Raw genomic sequence first — 21,795 nt, forward strand, 5'->3', positions numbered from 1 at the left:
GTTTTTTAAAGAGTCTTTGATAATTGTAAGTTTGAAAATCAAGCTCAGTTGAACACTTCAGCATTAACCGCCAGTAGTTTTTTAGCTTGCGATAATCTTTCATTTTACTAGCGTTCGAACCAAAGAATTGTTTCATGATTTGAATGCGTGTTTGATTCAATGAACGAGAAATTAATTGAACCACATGGAATCGATCAATGATTACTTCAGCGTTAGGGAAGAGCTCACAAGCCAATGTAAAATAAGCAGCATTCATGTCAACAACGATTGTTTTTACTTGTTGTCGTGCTTCTAAGCTAAAGCGGGAAAAGTACTCTCTTAAACCGTTTAAGCGACGGTCTGGCAGAATATCAATGATTTCATGAGTAACAGAATCACAGTAAATAAAACTCATTTTTCCGACAACATTTTTAACAGACTTGAATTCGTCTAGAGACAAGTTGGGCGGTAGATAAGTATAGTCAACTTTAAAAGCAGCGCCTAACTGAGTTAAAATGCGTTCAGTAGTTGTTGGAGAAACGTTGTGTCGTCGTGATAAATCCTTTAACGAAATGGCATCACCTAATTCAATAGCGAGGGACTGTTTCACTTTATTAGCTATAAAACAGCTAGGGGCAACTTCTTCTGATTGGGCGACAAAGGTTCTTTTACATTTACGACAAAGAAACCGTTGTTTCTTTAACTCGATATAAGCTGGCCGATTGGCCAGATGAAGCCATTTTACCCTTGAAGTTAGAAAGCCATTCTTAACAAGTAGAAAATCAGTGTTTTCTCGGTCACAACATTTACAATGAGTGGGTGTATAAGTCAAAGTAGCAAAATAAAGGGTTGCAGTAACGCCTTTTATTTTTTGTTCAACGCATGCTTTTTCAGCAAATGTGACATTGGGGTCTTTTAAATTAAGTGATAATCGGATATAATCGTTATGAAACATATGAATCTTCCTCCCTGAATTGGTCTTAGCAACTTTATTCTAACTGGAAAGTTCATATGTTTCTATTTTTTTGTGTAAAAATAGGCGTGAATGAATTTCTTCATCCACACCAAAAATTATACAGCCAAAAGAAAAAGTTGGCGGTGAGTGTATGATTGAATTATTAACTGAAGACTATCTTAAAATTTCCGGGTCATATGGTGGTAACCAAGGCTGGTTTAAAGATGATCAGTTTAGTCATGATGACGAAATAAATTATGGCGGTTGTGGCTTGATTGCCATGGCAGATTATTTATTGTATTTAAGCCTTGCCGATCACCAACTAGCAAAAAGCTTGCCCGGATTAGTCAAACCTCAGCAGTTAAAAGGCGCTACTTATGAAATGTTTGTGAAATCACTTTATTATAAATACTTAAAACCTTGGCGTAATCCGCTGTTTTCGCCAAAAAAATACCAAAAAGATGCTAACTTTGTCTTAGGGATTCAAGGTTGGCAACTAAAAAACGGCTTAAATCGTTATTTTAAACAAAGCCAAAGTCAGCGGCGAGTTAAGTTTATTAGCTTAAAAAATCATAAACATAAAATCAGTCAAATTATAAAAAAAGAGTTACAAGAAAACCGTCCTGTGCCTTTGATCGTTGGTCCTAATAAATCAGAATTTCCTAAAGGCTTAAAATTTATTGGTCGAAAGCAAGGGATGTTAGTCAATAGTATTGGGGGCAAGGAAGCTGGAAAAGTAATTGATATTACCGCACATTGGGTAATGATCACTAAGTATGAAAAAGACTATGAAAGTGAAATAGAAAAAATAACCATTTCTTCTTGGGGGAAAATGTACGAAGTTGAGTTAAAGCGTTTTTTGGAACAGTCAGATTGGATTAGTGGCATCATACAAGCTCGCTAAATTATCATTTAATGAGCTTGTTTTTTTGTGAGTGGAGTGTTATTGTAAATCTATTATAGAATAACGTTCGCTAAAGGTGTTTTAAGCGAACTTAGTTAGGAGGACTTATGAAAAAAATCGGATTTGTCTTACATAAAAAGAATAAAGCAATGATGTTAAAAACATGTCACGATGTTTGGACGTTACAGGATAGCAAAACTGTGGCCCAAGAAATCAAAGAAGTCATTAAACGCAATAAAGAGGCAGAATTTTACATCCACTCCTTGAAAGATTTAGAAATGCAGTTGATTCAATACTACCCACTTTTTCTTATCTTAAAAGAACAAAATAAACTTCTTTATATTTTAGAAAAAGAGGAACTAACTAATTATTCAGATGAAAGTTTATTTAATATTTTATATCAATTAGCAGAATTGGAAAATCATATTATTAGTGAACGAACGATTCGTGGGATTGAAAAAGCCCGGTTAGATGGAGTTGTCCCAGGACGGCCAAAACTAGAGGAAAAAAAATCAAAGAAATTAAGAAGCATTACAATAGTCGAAATAAAACCTTAAAAGAAATTGCCTTATTATGTGATGTTTCCATTGGAACAGTCTATAAATATACTAAAGCTTAAAGTCTCACTCAAAAAGAACGCAGTGCTACCAGTTAACTTGGTAACGCTGCGTTCTTTTTGAGTGGTATAATTAATCCTTTTGGCTTAAGTTAATAAATTTTTTATGACTGACTTCAGCAATTGCCATTAAAAGGGTTTCGTAAAGGGACTCTTCTTCAAAATCATGGAACAGAAAGTATTGTAGGCCATCTGGTAAAATGGAAAAAGTGTCAGTAATTAGTAAATCTGCTTCATCAATCGAAGTGACAAATTCAATAAAAGTATCGGAAAAATGGGTGATAATTAACTCTTTAATCGTCAAATTAGCCACGATAAAGTTGGAGAAGTAAAACATAATTTTAAACTTAATTTCTTTTTTTGAAAAAGATAAGCCATGAGCCCATTTTTTTAACATCGGAATGAGGTCGTTATACTGTTTAGTGGACCAATTAGTATAAGGAAATGTAGGCAAGTCTAAAAGGCCAGCAATTTTTTTATTTGTTTCTTCTCGTTGGCGGGTATTCGAACGAGTTTTTAAATGGTAGTTTTCAAGGCGCTTGAATTCTAATAAAATATCAGCCGAAAATAAATCAATATAACAGAGCTGCAGTGTACAAATATAGAGTGCTTCCCAGTAATTGTCTTTAGAAGAAAAAGTGGTGCCAACAATATCTGCGGCTAAAACTTCAACTAGTTCAATGGCGTAAGTAACAACTTTATTATTAGTTAGTTTTCCGAGGGCTTTCCCAGTTAGAACCCGTTCTTCAAAAGTTAATGTACCGTTAATGCAACAACGAGCGATGAAGTTAATGAATAAGCTACTATTATGACTAAGGGGTTTAATGTCTTTGCGACAATCGTATAAGTTAACAACGCTTAACATACTTTCAATAATCTCTCGGTTTTCTAAATGGATGAAAGTCACAGATTCCAGTGATTGACGACGTAATTGAACCGTATCGTAGAGGGAGTTTAGTGAGCGTTTTTCATATGGGTTAGACAACTTTTTTTCAATAAGATTAAAGTATTTGTATATGTTCGGGGCGTTAACGAGTTCAGCACTTAGGGGAAAGACTTTTTTTTCAATCTCTAAAATCGCATAAGTTAGCAATAAAATACTGTTTTCAGAACCATCAATCGTCAGTGAACCTTGCTTATTAGTAATTTTGATATTAAAAGAGCTGATTGTTTTATTAATTTCAACTAATTTCTTGTAGACGTAACTTTGTGAAACATTAATGTCAGCACACAATTGGACTAAACTATTATTTCTTTCAGTGAAAATATGTGAAATTATTTTAAAAGTAATTGAAGAATTTAAGTAGGAGTGACCTAAGCGTCCGATAACTTCTGTTTGATTTAATTTAGTTGTATAGTTTAAAATATAAGCTTTATTTTCCAGAGTAATAGTTAACTTGTCACCAAAAATATCATTGATATCAGCGTTAAGGTCAGAAACTAGGCGGCTAGCAGTTGTAATTGGGGTCTTAGTTTGATGTTGGATTTGATGTAAAGTGACTTCTTTATGAGAATAAAAGAGTAAAAGAATCCGGATTCGATTAATCTCAGTTTTTTTGAAAAATAGATCTAACATAATGGATCATTCCCCTTCTGTTTAAGCAGTGACGGACGGAAAATGGCAGGAAATGAATCAAGAAAAATGATATTTTATTCCTTAAAGTTTCATAAATAGTACTTAAATAATATAACTTTAATGTGTATAAAAATCAATAGTTAGTTTCAGAGAGGAAAAGATAACATCCTGATGAAGTTGAATAATCTAATTATGGTTTTTTTATCCTAATAAAGGAAAAACTATTTCGGGATGAAATACCCGAAAGTATATAACGAACGGTATTTCTTACATGATATGATAAATAGCGTAAAGGGAGATAAAACCCCTTTATACTTGAGATGTTATTAAATTAAGTTAGAGAAAAGGAGGGGAAGATTGGTAAGAATCATGTTGTATAAGAATGCTGGCATATTTATTGTATTAATCAAAAGAAACAAAGAAGAATATTAAATAAGTGGGAAAAAAACTTTTAAATAGTGTACATAAGGGAAACTATTTAAATGGTCACCAAAGGCTAAAGTAACTCAGGAAGTGTGAGTCTAAAATTTTATTTTTTTGGGGAGATAAATAAAATATCACAAAGTATGAGTCGGTTAAAGGCCAACTTGTTTGAATGTCACTAACTAGAAAAAAATCAGAGATGGTTTGTAAACATGCAAAAGGCCTAGGTAAAGAATGACTGTCATGTCCTCTGAAGTATTTTAGAAGTCAGTCCAGCCTAATGCTGGTAGTTCCAAAGGTGCTGTTCATAATTTATAGTGGCGGCTATTTTTATGTAAGAGCCAAGCAAGTGTCAGGAACTTTTCGAATATAAAATAGAAATAATTTCAAAAGGGTAACGATTGACAAGTTTAGTTATGATAAATGATGCTCAACCATTCCTTAAAACAAGTCAGTGTTTCAATGATTGTACTTGTAAAGGTCCAGCCATGGAAGGAGATTATAAATTATGAAAATTGGTTATACATTTAATAAAAAAGAAGTCTTATTAGAGAAAAACTGTTGCGATGAAGTAATTGAAGATCACGCTAGTAGTTCCTCAGCTCAAGAATTTAAAGAGTTTGTTGAGGAAAATATCGAACATAAAATTCACATTCATAGTTTGGAAGATTTAGGAATTCAAATATTTCACTCCTATCCAGCTCTTAAATATTTAAAAGATCATAATAAAATTTTGTATGTTATTGATAAAAGACCTTTGTCTAATTTAGCTGATGAAGAATATTTTGATGTGCTATACCATTTAGCCCTCTCGGAAAATCAAGTAGTCAAAGAACACGGCTACCCAACTTTAAGAGCTAAAAAAGGCGGATCCTTCCCTGGGCGACCAAGTGTTTCCGATGAAAAAATCAATCGTATTCAAGAGTTATACGGCCATCGTAATAAAACCATTCGCCAAATTGCGGATATTTGTGGCGTCTCTGTTGGGACTGCCTATAAGTATGCAACAGCTGTTAAAGACCATCTCAATTAAATAAAAAGCAAGGGGTCGTGACTATTGTCACGGCTCCTTTTTTGCTAAAGGGCTTCTAAAAGTCAAATAGCGACTCTCTCAACAACTGCTAAGCGTTACCGTCATTCGTAAGTCTTTAGCCTTTAGAAATCTGGGACAACGAAGAATCGTACCTCTTATGACATCTCTCACACCACCATTTTGGACAAATCTTTAAATCTGTCCCTTCTAAAGTAAGCCTTTTCAAGGTAGACTTATTGTAAGATCAAAGAAAGGGAGCGAAGCAAGTATGAAAAAAATTATTAATCAACCGGAGAACGTTGTTAACGAAATGTTAGATGGGTTAGTTTATGCCCATGGAGATTTAATTAGTCGAGTAAATGATAGCGGAGTCATTATTAGTAATGATTTAAAACAAGGCAAAGTTGCCTTAATTTCTGGTGGAGGTAGCGGACATGAACCGGCTCATGCTGGGTTTGTCGGTCAAGGAATGTTAGGCGCTGCTGTTTGTGGACCTGTCTTCACATCACCGACACCTGACCAAGTATTAGTGGCAATTCAAGAAGCAGACAAGGGAGCTGGCGTCTTTTTAGTTATCAAAAACTATTCTGGTGATGTTATGAACTTTGAGATGGCTAAAGATTTAGCTGAGATGGAAGACATTCAAGTGGAAACGATCATTGTTGACGATGATATTGCTGTGGAAGATAGTACTTATACTGCAGGTAAACGAGGGGTTGCGGGGACTGTCTTAGTCCATAAAATCTTAGGAGCAGCTGCAGATCAAGGTGCTACTTTAATTGAGATTAAGGAATTAGCAGAGGCAATCGTGCCTAACATAAAAACTTTAGGTGTTGCTTTAACTGGAGCAACCGTCCCAGAAGTTGGACATCCGGGCTTTGTTCTTGGTGAAGACGAATTGGAATTTGGAGTCGGCATTCATGGCGAACCAGGTTACAGCAAAGAAAAAATTGCCCCATCAAAAGAATTAGCTAAAGAGATTGTTGGGAAATTAAAAGGTCAATTTAACTGGCAAGCTGGCGAAGAATTTGGCTTACTAGTCAATGGTTTAGGTAGTACGCCGTTGATGGAACAGTATGTCTTTATTAATGACGTTAAAGAATTATTAGCAGCCGACGGTTTAACAGTTAGTTTCAAAAAAGTTGGCGACTATATGACCGCCATTGATATGGCTGGTTTATCATTAACAATGATTAAATTAACAGAAGCTGATTGGCTAGAAAAACTTAATTATAACGTTCAAACAATCGCTTGGTAAGAAGTTAAAAGGAGAGGAATTAAGACAGATGGATAATACTCAAGTAATCAACTGGTTAATGGATTTTACAACAAAAATTAATGAAGAAAAAGCCTATTTAAGCGATCTAGATAGTGCGATTGGTGATGGCGATCACGGCATGAACATGGCTCGTGGTACGACTGAAATGGCGAAAGCCTTAGAAGAAAAACAACCGGCAACGATTGCTGAGACCTTTAAATTAGCTGGTATGACCCTTGTCAGTAAAGTTGGTGGAGCGTCAGGCCCACTTTACGGCTCTGCTTTAATTAGCATGGCTAAAGCTGCAACTACTTCAGAAGAACTAATTGTGATGGTAAAAGCTGGTTTAGAAGGAATTCAAAAACGCGGCAAAGCTGAAATTGGTGAAAAAACCATGGTTGATATGTGGGCTGGTGTGATTGAGGCTTTAGAAGCAGGCAATCTAAGTAGTGAAAAAATCACAGAAATTGCTAGTTGGACGAAAGATCAAAAGGCGACGAAAGGCCGTGCTTCTTATTTAGGCGAACGCTCGATTGGTCACCTTGATCCTGGGACTGTGTCAAGTGGTTACTTCTTTGATAGTATGTTGAAAGCGGGGATAACAAATGGCTAAATTAGGAATTGTAATGGTGTCTCATGTACCAGAGCTAGTTAAAGGGATTGCACGTTTAATTGCTGAAGTAGCTAAAGATGTCCCAATTACTTATGCTGGTGGGACCGAGGAAGAAGAAGTTGGCACAAGTTTTGCTAAAATCGAAAAAGCCTTTGAAAATAACACTGGTGAGAAGATTTTAGCTTTCTATGACTTAGGCAGTGCTAAGATGAATTTAGAAATGGCCATGGAGCTGACAGATAAAGAAGTGGTTCTCTATGATACCGCCTTTGTTGAAAGTAGTTATACAGCGGCTGCGTTAATGCAAGCCGGAGCTGATTTTTCAGCTATCGATGAACAACTACAACCTTTAACTATTAAGTAAATCCCTTAGTGCAAAAAATCAAAATAACTTTAACTTCAGCTAATGAAAGTTATTAGATAAACGGGTTCTCAAAGTCAAATACTACAAAAGTTCAATAAATCCGGATGATCAAAAAGCTGATTATTCGGATTTATTTTCATTTTTTGGGATTTAACTGACTTTTATCCCACTTTCAATTTTTTTGAACAGCCATGAGCTTAAATATATGATAAACTAAAAAAAGTTAATTCAAAGATGAAAGTCGAGGAAACGAGATGAAAAAAATAATTAACCGTTCAACAGATGTCGTAACCCAACTTTTAAATGGGATTAATTTCGCCTACGCAGATATCTTAGAACGGGTACCTAAGACAGGTATTATCTTAAGTAAAGTTCAACCACAGGCCGTGGCGGTAATTAGTGGTGGTGGAACAGGTCATGAGCCAGCCCATTCCGGTTACGTTGGTGAAAATATGTTAGCAGCTAGTATTAATGGACCAATCTTTATCCCACCGACAGTGGCAGAAATCGTACAAACGATTCAATTAGTCGATAAGGGCCAAGGGGTATTATTAATCGTTAAAAATTTTGAAGCTGATGTGACTAATTTTTTAGCAGCCGAAAAATTAGCCCAAGGAGCAGGCCATCAAGTGGCTCATATTATTGTAAATGACGACTGTTCCATCGATAAAGAGACTTTCAAAAAACGGCGCCGGGGTGTAGCTGGTACTGTCTTTGTTCATAAGATTCTCAGTGGGGCAGCAGCTGCTGGTCAAACTTTAAAAGAACTAACCCTTTTAGGGGAACAAGTTGTGATGTCTTTGAATACTTTAGGTTTAGCAGTCGCCCCAGGGACCTTACCTGGTGAAAGTGCGCCTCAGTTTCAATTAGGGGAGTCTGAAATTTCTTTTGGGATTGGCATTCATGGCGAGGCTGGTTATCGTGAAGAACCGATTAGTCACTCGGAAAAGTTAGCTAATGAACTGATTAATAAACTAAAGAGCCAGTATCAATTAAAACAAGGCAGTCAATTAGCACTGCTGATTAATGGCTTAGGCGGAACAACGGCACTCGAGTTAATGATCTTTGCCAATGATGTTCGCCGCTTGTTAGAATTAGACGGCATAGATGTCCAGTTTAAAAAAGTCGGTAACTTTATGACTTCTCTAAACATGGCCGGTGTCTCATTAACTTTTTTAGAAATTAAAGACCCTCAGTGGCTGACTTATTTGCAACTACCAGTCAGTGCTTACGGTTGGTAGTTGCCCTTAGGGAATCAAAGCTCCAGCCAAAGCGTTTTCTAAAGTTGTTGAAATTTGAGCGGCTAAAATAACTGGTTCTTCAGGGCAACCATTCGTTAACCAGTTTTTAGTCACTCCTACAAAGGCGTGACTATAAAACTCCGTTGGAAACGTTAGTTGGGAAACAGTCAACTGTTTTCCAGCTTTTTTAGTGATGTCTGAAGCAATGGTTTTTATAAGGCCATTCGTATGTTCTAAAAAGTAGTGGTCAAAAGAGTTCTGTTCTGAAAAGGCGAAGGCATTCCGATAAAAGGGTTGGTTATGATAAAAATAGTCGAGAATTCGGAGAATCACATTGTGCCATTCTTCGTAGTCTAAAAAGTCACTAATGTTCTCACTAATTTCTTGTTGATAGATCCAAGTAAGTAATTCATATTTATCTTGAAAATGATTATAAAATGTTTGGCGGCGAATGTCTGCCGTTTCCATTATTTGACGAATCGTAATTTTAGTAAAGGGGGTTGTGGTCATTAAAGATTTTAAGGCATAAGCAATAATTTTTTTAGTGATTAAAGATTCTTGCATGTTGCTCCCCCTTTCTTAATAGCTAATTAATTATAACATGAAACGAAAAAGGGGCCATTGATTAAGGGTCTGAAAACAGTTCAACTTAAGAGAACATTCAGGCGTTCATTTTTTTTGTATGTCCTTTAAAATTGCGTTATACTTGCATGTAAAGAATTATAAATTAGGAAGAAGGGAACCAGATGGCAAGAATATATTTAGATCATGGAGCAACGACGCCGATGCATCCCTTAGTAATTGAAAAAATGGCAGAAACCATGGCGACTGTCTACGGTAATCCTTCTAGTGTTCATCGTTTAGGCCAAAAAGCCCACGGGGTGATGGAAGATGCTCGCCAAGTAGTTGCCGAAAGTATTGGTGCTAAAGCCCATGAAATAGTTTTTACGAGTGGCGGAACAGAAAGTGATAATACGGCGATCATTCAAACAGCCTTAGCCAATCAACACAAAGGTAAACACTTGATAACTACGGCTGTTGAACATCCAGCTGTTTTAAATACGATGGAGTATCTCCAAGGGGAAGGCTACGAAGTTACTTACTTAGGTGTCGATAAATTAGGTAATCTTTCTTTAGCAGAATTTGAAGCAGCTTTGCGACCGGATACGATCCTCGTTTCAATTATGCATACGAACAATGAAACAGGGGTTCAGTTTCCCTTGGCAGAAATTGGTGACATTTTAGCCAACCATCCCGCATATTTTCACAGTGATGGCGTTCAAGCTTATGGTTTAGCAACAATCGCTGTCCAAGAACTAGGTCTCGATTTGTTTTCAGCGACTGCTCATAAAATCAATGGTCCAAAAGGCTTAGGGTTTTTATACCGCCGGGATGGGTTAATGATGAAACCGTTAATTCATGGTGGTGAACAAGAAGAGAAACGGCGGGGCGGAACTGAAAACATCCCTGGCATTGTCGGTTTAGCCACGGCCGTTTCCTTGCTAACGACTGCAGAAAAAGCCAATCGCTTAGCTAGTTATGAGAGTTTTAATGAGAGTATCATCAAAGGCTTAGAAGCAGCTAAGATTGACTTTTCAATTAATGGCGATGTCAGTCGTAAATCCCCACATATTTTGAATTTACGCTTTAAGAATGTGCCAAATGACTTACTCTTAATGCAATTAGATTTACAAGGGATTGCCCTTTCAATCGGTTCAGCTTGTACCGCCGGGAATGTGGAACCATCTCATGTTTTAGAAAGCATGTATGGCTTGGGGCACCAAGCCACCAAGGAGTCTTTGAGAATTAGTTTCGGCTTAGGGAACACTTCTGAGGAAATCGCAAACTTCTTGGCTCATTTAATTCAAACTATCGAAGGCTTAAAAAGCTAAACCACCCTAGGAACCATAGACTAACTAAGGAAAAATAGGTATAATAAAGCTAGAATAAAAATATAGAGGTGAATAGAATGGCATTTGAGCAAACTGCAACAGTATTAGGCTGTCCCATTTCTTACAAAATTGGTCAAGAAGCTAAAAAATACACAATGCGAGACAATGGCTTTACGGAAACTAAATCTGGTAATTTCCAATTAATCCGCCCGTTAGATGCAACACCCCAAAGCAAACAAGGCTTTAAACTAAAAATTACAGTGTCAGAAGACTTAGAAACGTTAAAAATGTCTGTGACAACAGCCAATGGTATGAAAGCACTTGATATTTTTTCAAATGATAAATTTGCGATGAACCAAGAGAAGTTTTACTTCTTAATGGATGGTATGATTGATCGTGGTTGTTTCGAAAAAGTTGAATAAAAGCGTTAAAAAAAGGGATCGCTGACTTATGTCGCGAGCCCTTTTTCGTTACAATAAGGAAGTAAAGGCGGGGTGAGATGAAAGCTTGTACAGTTATCGAATTATCAGTTTTTAGTCAAAAAAATGGTGGTGGCAATCTTTGTGGTTTAGTCTTGAATGGTGCGGAATTAACCTCTCAAGAGATGCAAACAATTGCTAGCTTAGCTGGCTATAGTGAGACAGTGTTTATTGTTGAGTCTAAAGTAGCGGATATCGGCTTGCGTTTCTTTATGCCTAATCAAGAAACCCCTCTCTGTGGTCATGGAACGATTGGCGCAATTAGTTATTTAAGTTCCCAACTAGAGGCAGAACGTCAACACTGGCACATTGAAACTCAGGCAGGGATCTTAGAGGCCACATTTAATAAACAAGCACAAACAGTGACTATGAGCCAGTCCCCAGCAATGTTTAAACCTTATCAAGAGGACATCGTTGAATTATGCCAGGTGTTAGGAATCCAGCCCCAAGACCTAGACCCGACTTTGCCCGTTGTTTATGGTTCCACCGGTGTTTGGACCTTAATTGTACCTGTCAAAAAGCTTGCCAGCTTAGCTAAAATGCTTCCTCAAACTCAAGAGTTTCCGAAAGTTCTTCAAGGGCGCAAAGATATTTCCATTCATCCTTTTACTAAAGGGGAAACAAGTGACTATGTGGCTCGGCATTTTTCAAGTTACGCTTCAGGAATTATCGAAGACCCAGTGACAGGAACGGCTTCTGGGGTGATGGCAGCCTATCTATTAGTCTATGGGGATGACCCCCAAGTCCAGAGGGGGATCAACATAGAACAAGGGGTGGCGCTAAAGGAGCTTGGCAAGGTAACGGCACAAGCTAATTATTTAAATCAGCAAATCGACGTTAAGGTTAAAGGGGAAACGACTTATAAGCGTAAGTTTAATCTATCATTTTACTAAGAATTGGCTTAAATAGATGAAAAAAAAGTCAAAAGGGCTTATAATAAACACTACTGAAAATCCGACCTTCAAATCGTAGATAATTCAGAATTCGAAAGAAATGATGGTGATAGTATGACAGACAATAGCAAAACTCGGGTTGTCGTCGGCATGAGTGGAGGAGTTGACTCTTCTGTAACAGCTCTACTTCTGCAAGAACAAGGATACGATGTCGTTGGTATCTTCATGAAAAATTGGGATGATACAGATGATAACGGGGTGTGTACGGCAACTGAAGATTATAAGGATGTGGCGAAAGTCGCTAAACAAATTGGCATTCCTTACTACTCAGTTAATTTTGAAAAGGAATATTGGGACCGTGTCTTTGAATATTTCTTAGAAGAATATCGTCGTGGCAGAACGCCAAACCCTGATGTAATGTGTAACAAAGAAATTAAATTTAAAGCCTTTTTAGACTATGCTTTGAAATTAGGTGCCGATTACGTAGCAACTGGCCACTACGCCCAAGTGACTCGTGATGAAAATGGGGTATCTCATATGCTTCGAGGCATTGATAATAATAAAGATCAAACGTATTTTTTAAGCCAATTATCACAAGAACAATTAGCTAAAACGATGTTTCCTTTAGGACATTTAGAAAAATCAGAAGTCCGGGAATTAGCTGAAAAAGCTGGTTTAGCCACAGCTAAGAAAAAAGATTCCACAGGAGTCTGCTTTATTGGTGAAAAAAACTTCAAAGAATTTTTAAGTAAATACTTACCGGCTAAACCAGGCAATATGGTGACTGAGACTGGCGAAGTCAAAGGGCAACATGCTGGTTTAATGTATTATACAATCGGTCAACGCCAAGGCTTAGGCATTGGTGGTGGCGGTGATAACTCAGCCCCTTGGTTCGTGATTGGTAAAGACTTAACAACGAACACGTTATATGTTGGCCAAGGCTTCCATCACCCAACCTTATATTCAACCCATTTAGAAGCTAGTGAGATTCATTTCACAACGGAAGGGGAACGTGAGCTCGAGTTCACTTGTACGGCAAAGTTCCGCTACCGTCAAGCTGATGTAGGGGTTTCTGTTAAATTGAATCCTGCTAATCCAACAAAAGGGACAGTAATCTTTGATGAACCTGTCCGGGCGATTACCCCAGGTCAAGCAGTCGTCTTCTATGATGGGACGGAGTGTCTTGGTGGCGGGATGATTGATTTAGCTTTTAATGGTGCAAAAGAGTTACAATATATTTAAGAAAGACAACTTAGAAATACTAAAAGGAGTAGAGCAATCTACTTCTTTTTGGTTGTGAAAAAGACAAAAACTAAACTAATGAATGATAAGTCATTTTAATTATTATATGATATAATAAAAATGAGAATTTTTTTAAAGGATGTTATTAATAATGTATGATACTTATGATTCAGATATATCAATAATTGAGGCTACAGAAGAAGAGATTCGTTTTTTCGTTGGAAGTGTTGCCTCTTATTATGTTTTTTCAAAAAAAGAGCTATTAGCTGAGCAAACAGTTTTATTAAAAAATAACTATCAACAGGCAGAAGAGAGCCGCTTGCTAGGTCGAATCAATTTTAGCGATAGCAAAGCCTTTATTTATACCCATTTAGGTAGTTTATTTATTGCCCTGGAAACAAGGACTTATTTTGAAAGTTCTTCCCGTATCAAAATTAAAGTGTCTTATTTGAGAGAAGGGTATCAACTTGAACGTAAGGGTATGTTTGATATAGGTGTCATTAATAAACAGGGAGAGCAAATTTTTCAGTTAAATCAGCGATTTTTATTAGAAGCCTATTACACAGAAGAAGCCACTGATTTTATAGATAACCGTTCGGAAATCCAGTGCATTTACGAACAGGGGAATCATTTTGGCTTTGTCTATCAAGACAGTCAGCAAAAAATTAAATTTAATAAAATCTATTTTAATACTTTGTTCAGAACTGATAAAATTAAACAAGTCAGCGTCATCAGTGAAGTAGCAATTAAATTGAAAATGTTCAACAATCGTTTAGTTACGATTGATTTAAGTAAATTAGTTGTTAATAAACCGTTGAAACTTTTGGAAGGGAAATATTTAGACAAACTGCAAGGGGACCCAATTCAAAGTATTATTCAACAAAACCGGACTAGGTATTATGTCTTTTTAAAAGAGACTGGGGTTTATATTCAAAAAGGCCAACCAACTCAAGTTACCCAGTTTGTCAATCGCCTAGGCTGCTTGAGATTTGGTAAACATTTATATGTTTATGGCTTAATGTTTCATAAAGCATATAAGGCCCATGCCAAGTTTGATTATTTATTTACTAGTAGTGAAGCAACGCCGTTGGCTAAGTTTAAAAGACCCTTTAACCGTATTCGCATATTAAAAAAATTAGGTTATTTTAAATTAAATATAAATGAGCTAAATATCGGTGATCGCGTTCATTACCCACTGTGGATTGGTAGTCAGACTAATCCAATTCACCGATTACAGCTTAATCAAAAGAAAATCAAAAGTCGAGTGTATACTAAACTAGTGACTAAAGAGTTAGTTTATGTTTTACGGACTGATATTCACGGCAGTGTCAGTTATTCGATTGTTCCTAATAATAAAATGTATAATCTCATGAACAGGATTAAACAAAAAATAGCGATGCTTGGGGCAAAAATCAAGCTTAGTCAGAAAAAGACGAATGTTTATTTTGAAAAAATGGCTTCCAAGGCAGACGAATCAGCTTATCGGGTGTTTGAGAGCGTCATGAGAGTCAGAAATGTCCGTTCTAAAAATTTTTTCATCTTAGCTAAAGAAGCTAAAATGTATCGGCCAATGAAAAAGAAATATGGAAAACATTTAGTGGCAAAGTATTCTTTGAAACATTATTATTTATTGTTTAAAGCTGACTACTATATTAGTAGTGATTTAAGTAATCATATTATAAATGACCGCATCTACATTAACGAAATTATGACGAAGTTAAAAGAAGTGCCTTTGATCTTTTTACAACATGGTATTATGTTTGCGAAACCAGTTGAAAATCCTTTAGGTAAAATATTTTATAAAGAATACGGCGCCTACAATGTGTATAAGAATGTCGTGAGTTCTGATTTAGAAGCCTTTGAATTTTATAAAATGGGTTACACCTCAAAAGATTTGATTAAAACAGGTTTAGCTACGTTTGATTATGCCGAAATTGTTAAAAATAGTCAGAAGATTGTCTATATGCCAACTTATCGTTATTGGGAAGAAGGCATGATTTATAGTGGGGACATTGAGAAGACGACTTACTATGCGTCACTACTTAACATGATTAAAGTCTTCGAAAAAAATGGGCTTTTAGATGACTTAATCTTAGTTTCTCACAATAAGTTTTCTGAATATATTATTAAGGCCCTGCCAGAGTATCGCCACTTGTTTGCAGATAATCCTTCAGAAGCCTTAAAAATTGGCCGAATCTTTATTTCAGATTATTCTTCTGCTATTTACGACGCGATTTATCGAGGGGCTTATCCGATTTTTTATTGGAAGAACAAAGACTACTTGAGTGAAAATTATCAAGCAGAGCCACCAATTACTGAAAAAAATGCGCCAGGTCCAGTGGCCACAAGTGATGAAGAGTTAGTTGCCATTATCAAAGAGGCGATTGCAACTAATTATTATTTAAACAATGATTACCTTAATAAGTATCGAAATATTAACCAATTTACGGATAATCGCAATACCGAACGGATAGTTAACTATTTATTAGCAGATAATATTTTGTAAGAGGAGTGAAAAAAGTGATAGTACATTTGAAAGAAATTAGTCCGTTAAAAATTGAATTTAGCTTATGGACGAAAGATGCTCAGCGTGTCTATATTAGGAAGCGGAAAGACTTGAAAAATAATTTGGACATTGAAATCAAAGAAATCGCGGAAGATAAATATGTCGGGATTCTTGATTTAGAAGCCAATAAAAACTGGTTTCTCACTGTTGATTTTTTTGATTTTGTCGTAGTGTTAAATGATGGTAAAGAGCAATTTGTTTCGATGGAAGAGTATGGGAACATTGATGGCGTTGAGTATGGCTTAAATAAGATTTTCAAACTAAAACCTTATAAAAATTTAAAAGGTAATTTATCGTTTAAAAGCTACACTGACGTCGAGTTAAGGGAAAAAGGTATTAATAAAAACGATGGCACGATTGACTTAGATTTTGAGTTGCCTTTTGAAGATAATTTTGGTGTTTATTTACTAGAGTTAGAGCTTGCTCATAGTAAAGAAATTTATCAATTTGCGACAGAAGTAGCCAGTTCTAAAGAAGTTAATTTTTCAGTAGATATGAGTTTACTTGGGGAAGGTATCCCGATCTATTTTACAACAGAGCATCCAGTCGTTAATTATTGGGTGAGAGTTTACTATTATGATGAGTTGTTAAGTAGTAAAACAGAACTCCTAGTCACCGAAACTAATAGTATGAAAAAGACAAAAGTAGGTACCTTACTGACTTTCGAGCAAGAATTTAGTGGCTATAAGCTGACTAATGTTAAAGTCGAAAAGGATGGTATTCGTCTAAAAGTACTAAGTGACAATTCCGCAGCCGAAGTCTATGTCAAAAAACGTAATAACTTTCGTGCCCCGGTTGATGGCACAGTTTTTGTGAAACTTGATAAACATAAAAATGACTACCTATTAAAGTTTGATGACTTTCGATTTGAATTTAATTTAAATGAAGATCGCATTTTTGATTTTTATTATGTGGAAGAACACGATAAAAAAACATTTATGAAAAATCTAACCTTTGATGAAGTTTTTGAAAAAGAGATGATAACTTTTCATAATAGTGATTACAGTGTCTATGAAACAAATGATCATAGTTTGGCTTTAGCGGTAAGAAGGAATTATCGGGATAGTCCGAAAAATACAGTTAAGTTAGGGATTATAGGCAGTTGCTTTAGTCGTGTTGGTTTTTCTAACAAAGCATATTTCAATCCAGGCTACTTTGCGAAGTATGAAATTGTCGATACGATTTTTCATAGCACGGCGGCGAGTCTCTTAAGTTCCCCTTTAGACGTTCCTTATCGTCAACTTTTGGAAGTTGAAAATGAAACAATCAGAGAACGGATTGAACTTGAGTTTAGTAAAAAGCATTTAACCAAGATGAAGGAAAAGAAAGCAGATTTTTTAATCATTGATTTTTTTGCTGAGGTTTCTTCAGAAATAGTTAAAATTCAAGGAAATCAGTATCTAACAAATAACATCCAGATGAAAAAGTATAAAATTATTGAAGAAGCAAATTTAGTGGGGGAAATTGTCACGGTTGAAAATTGGGAAGTTAGAAAAGCAATCTTTACAGACTTATTAAAAGAATTTATACAAGAATTAAAAAAAATAGTCCCAGAAGAACGAATTATTTTAATGAAAATTAAATTAGCTGAGGATTACTATACAAAAGAAGGAACTAAAGAACGGTACAGTCCGAAAGAAATCGAAACGATTACTCAGCTGAATGAGAAATATAGCATGATTGAAGATCTATTTATTGATTGCTTACCAAAAGCAAAAATCATTAATTTAGGGGATAAAAACTTTATTAGTGATAAAAGATTTCCTTTAGGGGCATCAATTAATCATTTTGAAAGTGCCTACTATAAAGAATTTATGACCCGTTTAGATACGATTGTCATTCGTGAATTGACTAAAAAGAAAATCAGCCGCCGTAAAAAGTAAAAAACACTCAAAGGACCGAATTAAATCGGTAACTTTGAGTGTTTTTTTATAAGAGTGGGGCAAAAACTGCTAGCACAGCTCGACCAACTCGTTTGTACCAAGGAATATCTAAGGCAGCAGCTAGACTAATTTCTTGGCAGTCTTTTTCGGTGGCTAAGAAATCAGTTAACATCTCTTTTAAAGCAGTCGTTTTATACATCCAGACGCCACATTCGAGATGTAAGTATAGACTGCGATAATCAAGATTAATCGTGCCGACGACGCCATAAATTCCATCAACAACAAAAGTTTTAGAATGAATGAAGCCAGGGGTGTACTCGTAAATTTTCACGCCAGCTTCGATCAGTTGGGGATAGTTTGAACGACTCATTGTATGGACGTACCACTTATCAGGGATATGCGGGGTTTGAATTCGTACATCAAGGCCACCTTTAGCAGCATTGCACAAAGATTCCATTAAGACATTGTCAATTACTAAGTAAGGAGTAGTGATGTAAATATACTTTTCTGCCCGATTAATCAGATTTAAGTAAACATTCTCACCAACAGTTTCATTTGTAAAGGGCATATCGGTATAAGGTTGATAATAGCCACTGGTTGGTTCTGACAATTGGGGGTAGCCGGGATAATATTCGCAGTAATCCCGCTCTTCAGAACGTTGAAAATCCCAGAGAGCTAAGAACATTAATGTAAAGCCCCAAGCCCCTTCCCCTTTAAGTAACAAACCAGTATCTTTCCAATGACCAAATTTTTCAACTTTGTTAATGTATTCATCGGCTAAGTTATAACCACCAGTAAAGGCGACTTTACCGTCAATGACTGTTAGTTTTCGGTGATTGCGATTATTAAAAATCGAAGACAAGACTGGCACAAAAGGATTGAAGACCGCACATTTAATTCCCAGTTTTTCTAGTTTTTGATGGTAGTTATGGGGGAGGGTAAACATACAGCCCATGTCGTCGTAAGATAGGCGAACGTCAACGCCAGCTTGGGCTTTTCGGACTAAAATTTCTAGTAAACTATCCCACATCACCCCTTCTTCAATAATAAAGTATTCCATGAAAATATAATTTTCAGCTTTTTCTAATTCTTCAAGCATTTTTTCAAAGGCAATTTCACCAGTGGCTAAATACTCACTAGTCGTATTTTTAAAAGGGGGGACAATTCCGTAATTAGATAAATAGTGAGATTGAAAAAGGGCGTTGGGATTTTCCGAAGTCATCCGCAAGTCAGGAATCGTGCAAGCTAAAGCATGGGCTTCTTTTCCTTCAATTTCTGCCATCTTGTCAGTTAGTTTTTTCGGCATCCGCAAGCGCCCGAAAATTAAATAAATAAAAGTTCCAAAAATTGGTAATAACATAATTGGAATCAGCCAAGCAATTTTATAAGCGGGATTTGTTCGGGCATTGATAATCCGTAAAACAATTACGATCGACAAAATAATGTTTATGACATAAAAATAAACGAAAAATTCTTGGAAGCGTAAGACAATCGCGAAAATTAAACTTAGTTGAACAAGTAAGAGCAAGACCGTTAAAGCGGCTCGATGAGTCAATAATTTTAATAGGTTCATTTAGTTAACTCCTTTGTAATAATCAGAAAGACACCTTAATTATACGCTAATAGTCAATTAGATGGGAGTTTAATTGGTAATTACCAAGATTTAGTTAATTATTAAATTAAGTTGGCTGAGAAGTGAGCTTTAAGATCGAGGCAATCATCCCGAGAATTAATAAGGCAATTAGGGTAAAAGAGAGATAAAAATTATTAAATAGATCAGTCGTCAAACCGAATAACAGGGGACCTAAAGCGCCGATCATAAAGCCACCAGACTGCATAAATGCTGATAAAGTAATAACTTCTTGGGCATTACGACTGTGAGTTAAAGGTAGCATTAAGGCTAGAGGGAACAAACCACCTGCTCCAAGACCGAGGAAAATCGTCACTATCCAAGGTGAGACATGGCATAACAATAAAATAATCCCAGTCAGTTCAGAGAAGCTACAAAACAACAACCAAAAGCGTTGATTTTGCTGACGGCTAACGAGCCAAGGAATCAAAAAACTCACAGGGATTTGAATCATTGTAAACAATGTTAGTAACAAGCCGGCTGATTGGGGATTGAAACCAAGTGATTGGGCGAAGGGGGCTAGCCAAGCTGTTAAGGAATAAAAGACAGCTGCCATTAAGCTGAAAAAGAGCATAAGCCACCAGTTTTTCCTTTGCGGACTTTCGATGTTAGCTGTCACCTGAGTTTTAGGCGTGGCTTTAAGTAGCGGCAACAATGCCAGAGCAGCTATCAAAGCTAGTAAGCTCCAAATACCTAGAGGGGATTGCCAATTGTCATTAAACCGTCGATAGAGAGGAATAGCTAAGCTTGAGGCTAAGGCCGCACCACAAACCATGGAGACTGAGTAAAAGGACATTAGATAATGACTAGTAGGATAGTGCTTTTTAATTAAGCCAGCAATTAAGGGGCCGGCCATGCCGATGCCCATCCCGGCTAAAAGGGCGGTAAAAATTAATAGTAAGCTACTGTGAAGTTTGAAACGAATGACTAAGGCACTAAAAAGCAAGACCATGGCAAAGAACAAGGCTTTTTCCACAGACCAGCGGCGACTAAGTTTAACTGCTAAGGGGGCAAATAAGCCCATACAGAAAACGGGAATTGTCGTAATTAAACTAGCAGTTAAGCTAGTCATGGCAAGTTCCGTTTTGATAATCATTAACAAAGGGCCGACAGCGGTAATCGCTGGCCGTAAATTTAGAGATAATAGAATAACGAGTAAGACAAAATATATTTTTTTCATGTGATAACACTCCTTTTTTATAGTGATAATTGGAGTATATCCTTGCAGAGATGATAAAACCATACTATTATTACTATAGAAACGATAGGGAAAAGCTATTGTTGAAAGGTGGAAACAGTCGTGGAGTTAAAACAGTTACGTTACTTTTTAGTTTTATGTGAAGAATTACATTTTTCCGAAGCAGCCTTTCGTTTAGGCATCTCACAACCAAGTTTAAGTCAACAAATTAAAAACTTAGAAAGTGAAGTTGGGCTATTACTATTTGATCGAATCGGTAAAAAAAACAGTCAAACAGAAGCGGGTCGCCGTTTAGAATTTTATGCCAGAAAAATTATTAACAGTATTCAAGATGCAGAATTAGCAATCGAAGATTTAAAAACCGGAGGCAGTGGTCAAATCCGCGTAGCCATGTTGCCTTCAGATCTTGATTATCGTTTAAGTCAGATGTTAGCAGAGTTTCATCAAACGTATCCAGAAGTTAAAGTGACGGTCATTCCCTCATTGGAAATTGAACAACTGTTAATAAAAAATCAAGTCGACCTTGGAGTTGGCTTGTTAAGAAGCCCCTCGAAACAGCTCAATCAAGAAAGTATTTTTACTGAAACTTACGGCTTGTTTGTGCCAAAGACTCACCCATTAAGCCAAGTCAAAAGCATTCAAGGGAAAGACTTAGAAAAGCTGCCATTGTTACTTTATCCAAGTGGTTTTTACGGGCGTCAGTTAATTGACCAGTGGGCGCAGGAGCGGAAGTTAAGTTTAGAAACGGTCATGGAAACAGGTTCAGCTAGTTCTCAGTTTCAGTTAACCGAAAAAGGTGTAGGACTAACAATTCAACCACAACATCTAATTGGCGAACTAGGAACAGAAAATTTAGTGGCAATTGAAATTAGCGACGGCCCGATTCGGGAAGTGGCTATTAGTTATTTAAAAGACAGATACATTAGTAAAGTTATGTTAGATTTTATGACTGCCGTCAGTTTAATATTTTAATGAAAACTAAGTCAAAATCAAAGAAAACTTTCAGAAAAAATGCTATAATCAAGGCTTGTTTTAAAGAAATCTAGGGGG

Annotated in this window: 19 protein-coding genes; 14 read left to right on the plus strand and 5 right to left on the minus strand. The window is 36.3% G+C overall.

Annotated elements, in window-relative coordinates; all coding sequences use genetic code 11:
* Nucleotides 1-934: ISL3 family transposase (locus CBF35_RS00005; protein ID WP_126777861.1), on the minus strand; the 934-nt coding region annotated here is incomplete at its 3' end.
* A 151-nt stretch (nt 935-1,085) separates the two neighbouring features.
* Between CBF35_RS00005 and CBF35_RS00010 the strand changes: the two genes are divergently transcribed.
* A complete protein-coding gene (locus CBF35_RS00010) occupies nt 1,086-1,838 on the plus strand; it encodes a hypothetical protein (protein ID WP_126777862.1) in 753 nt (250 codons plus the stop codon).
* 107 nt (nt 1,839-1,945) lie between these two features.
* A complete protein-coding gene (locus CBF35_RS00015) occupies nt 1,946-2,395 on the plus strand; it encodes a recombinase family protein (protein WP_126777863.1) in 450 nt (149 codons plus the stop codon).
* Nucleotides 2,396-2,527: 132 nt separating this feature from the next.
* On the opposite strand, the gene CBF35_RS00020 is transcribed toward CBF35_RS00015, so the two are convergent.
* Nucleotides 2,528-4,030 carry a helix-turn-helix domain-containing protein gene (locus CBF35_RS00020; RefSeq protein WP_126777864.1) on the minus strand — a complete coding sequence of 501 codons (1,503 nt, stop codon included), beginning with the start codon at nt 4,028-4,030 and terminating at the stop codon, nt 2,528-2,530.
* A gap of 931 nt (nt 4,031-4,961) precedes the next feature.
* Between CBF35_RS00020 and CBF35_RS00025 the strand changes: the two genes are divergently transcribed.
* From CBF35_RS00025 to dhaQ, 5 genes are all read left to right on the plus strand, one after another.
* Nucleotides 4,962-5,486: a helix-turn-helix domain-containing protein gene (locus CBF35_RS00025; RefSeq protein WP_126777865.1), complete on the plus strand. Its 525-nt coding sequence runs from the start codon at nt 4,962-4,964 to the stop codon at nt 5,484-5,486.
* A 268-nt stretch (nt 5,487-5,754) separates the two neighbouring features.
* Nucleotides 5,755-6,744, plus strand: a complete 990-nt coding sequence (dhaK, locus tag CBF35_RS00030; protein ID WP_126777866.1) for a dihydroxyacetone kinase subunit DhaK — start codon at nt 5,755-5,757, stop codon at nt 6,742-6,744.
* A 28-nt stretch (nt 6,745-6,772) separates the two neighbouring features.
* A complete protein-coding gene (gene dhaL / locus CBF35_RS00035) occupies nt 6,773-7,357 on the plus strand; it encodes a dihydroxyacetone kinase subunit DhaL (protein ID WP_126777867.1) in 585 nt (194 codons plus the stop codon).
* Nucleotides 7,350-7,721, plus strand: a complete 372-nt coding sequence (dhaM, locus tag CBF35_RS00040) for a dihydroxyacetone kinase phosphoryl donor subunit DhaM (protein ID WP_126777868.1) — start codon at nt 7,350-7,352, stop codon at nt 7,719-7,721. The genes dhaL and dhaM overlap by 8 nt, the downstream gene beginning before the upstream one ends.
* A 254-nt stretch (nt 7,722-7,975) precedes the next feature.
* Nucleotides 7,976-8,962 (plus strand): DhaKLM operon coactivator DhaQ, encoded by a 987-nt coding sequence (dhaQ, locus tag CBF35_RS00045; RefSeq protein WP_126777869.1) that lies wholly within the window; start codon nt 7,976-7,978, stop codon nt 8,960-8,962.
* Between the two features lie 6 nt (nt 8,963-8,968).
* On the opposite strand, the gene dhaS is transcribed toward dhaQ, so the two are convergent.
* Nucleotides 8,969-9,526, minus strand: coding sequence for a dihydroxyacetone kinase transcriptional activator DhaS (gene dhaS, locus CBF35_RS00050; protein ID WP_126777870.1), 558 nt, complete (start codon nt 9,524-9,526; stop codon nt 8,969-8,971).
* Nucleotides 9,527-9,708: 182 nt separating this feature from the next.
* Between dhaS and CBF35_RS00055 the strand changes: the two genes are divergently transcribed.
* The 6 genes from CBF35_RS00055 (at nt 9,709) to CBF35_RS00080 (ending at nt 17,917) form a co-directional block, all read left to right on the plus strand.
* Nucleotides 9,709-10,854: a cysteine desulfurase family protein gene (locus CBF35_RS00055; protein ID WP_126777871.1), complete on the plus strand. Its 1,146-nt coding sequence runs from the start codon at nt 9,709-9,711 to the stop codon at nt 10,852-10,854.
* A 77-nt stretch (nt 10,855-10,931) separates the two neighbouring features.
* Nucleotides 10,932-11,276 carry a DUF1831 domain-containing protein gene (locus CBF35_RS00060; RefSeq protein WP_126777872.1) on the plus strand — a complete coding sequence of 115 codons (345 nt, stop codon included), beginning with the start codon at nt 10,932-10,934 and terminating at the stop codon, nt 11,274-11,276.
* Between the two features lie 77 nt (nt 11,277-11,353).
* Nucleotides 11,354-12,226 carry a PhzF family phenazine biosynthesis protein gene (locus CBF35_RS00065; protein ID WP_126777873.1) on the plus strand — a complete coding sequence of 291 codons (873 nt, stop codon included), beginning with the start codon at nt 11,354-11,356 and terminating at the stop codon, nt 12,224-12,226.
* Nucleotides 12,227-12,340: 114 nt separating this feature from the next.
* Entirely contained in the window at nt 12,341-13,468 is a 1,128-nt protein-coding gene (gene mnmA, locus CBF35_RS00070; protein ID WP_126777874.1) for a tRNA 2-thiouridine(34) synthase MnmA, read from the plus strand.
* Between the two features lie 151 nt (nt 13,469-13,619).
* On the plus strand, nt 13,620-15,974 hold the full coding sequence (locus CBF35_RS00075; RefSeq protein WP_170174662.1) for a CDP-glycerol glycerophosphotransferase family protein: 2,355 nt from the start codon (nt 13,620-13,622) through the stop codon (nt 15,972-15,974).
* 14 nt (nt 15,975-15,988) lie between these two features.
* Nucleotides 15,989-17,917: a DUF6270 domain-containing protein gene (locus CBF35_RS00080; RefSeq protein WP_126777876.1), complete on the plus strand. Its 1,929-nt coding sequence runs from the start codon at nt 15,989-15,991 to the stop codon at nt 17,915-17,917.
* A gap of 46 nt (nt 17,918-17,963) precedes the next feature.
* Here the strand turns inward: CBF35_RS00080 and cls are convergent, their stop codons facing one another.
* Nucleotides 17,964-19,490 carry a cardiolipin synthase gene (cls, locus tag CBF35_RS00085; protein WP_126777877.1) on the minus strand — a complete coding sequence of 509 codons (1,527 nt, stop codon included), beginning with the start codon at nt 19,488-19,490 and terminating at the stop codon, nt 17,964-17,966.
* A 106-nt stretch (nt 19,491-19,596) separates the two neighbouring features.
* The gene (locus CBF35_RS00090) at nt 19,597-20,727 is read right to left on the minus strand and encodes an MFS transporter (protein ID WP_126777878.1); all 1,131 of its coding nucleotides are present in this window, start codon (nt 20,725-20,727) and stop codon (nt 19,597-19,599) included.
* Nucleotides 20,728-20,847: 120 nt separating this feature from the next.
* Between CBF35_RS00090 and CBF35_RS00095 the strand changes: the two genes are divergently transcribed.
* On the plus strand, nt 20,848-21,717 hold the full coding sequence (locus tag CBF35_RS00095) for a LysR family transcriptional regulator (RefSeq protein WP_126777879.1): 870 nt from the start codon (nt 20,848-20,850) through the stop codon (nt 21,715-21,717).
* Nucleotides 21,718-21,795 lie beyond the last annotated feature (78 nt).

Source organism: Vagococcus salmoninarum (assembly GCF_003987495.1).
GTDB classification, from domain to species: Bacteria; Bacillota; Bacilli; order Lactobacillales; family Vagococcaceae; genus Vagococcus_D; species Vagococcus_D salmoninarum.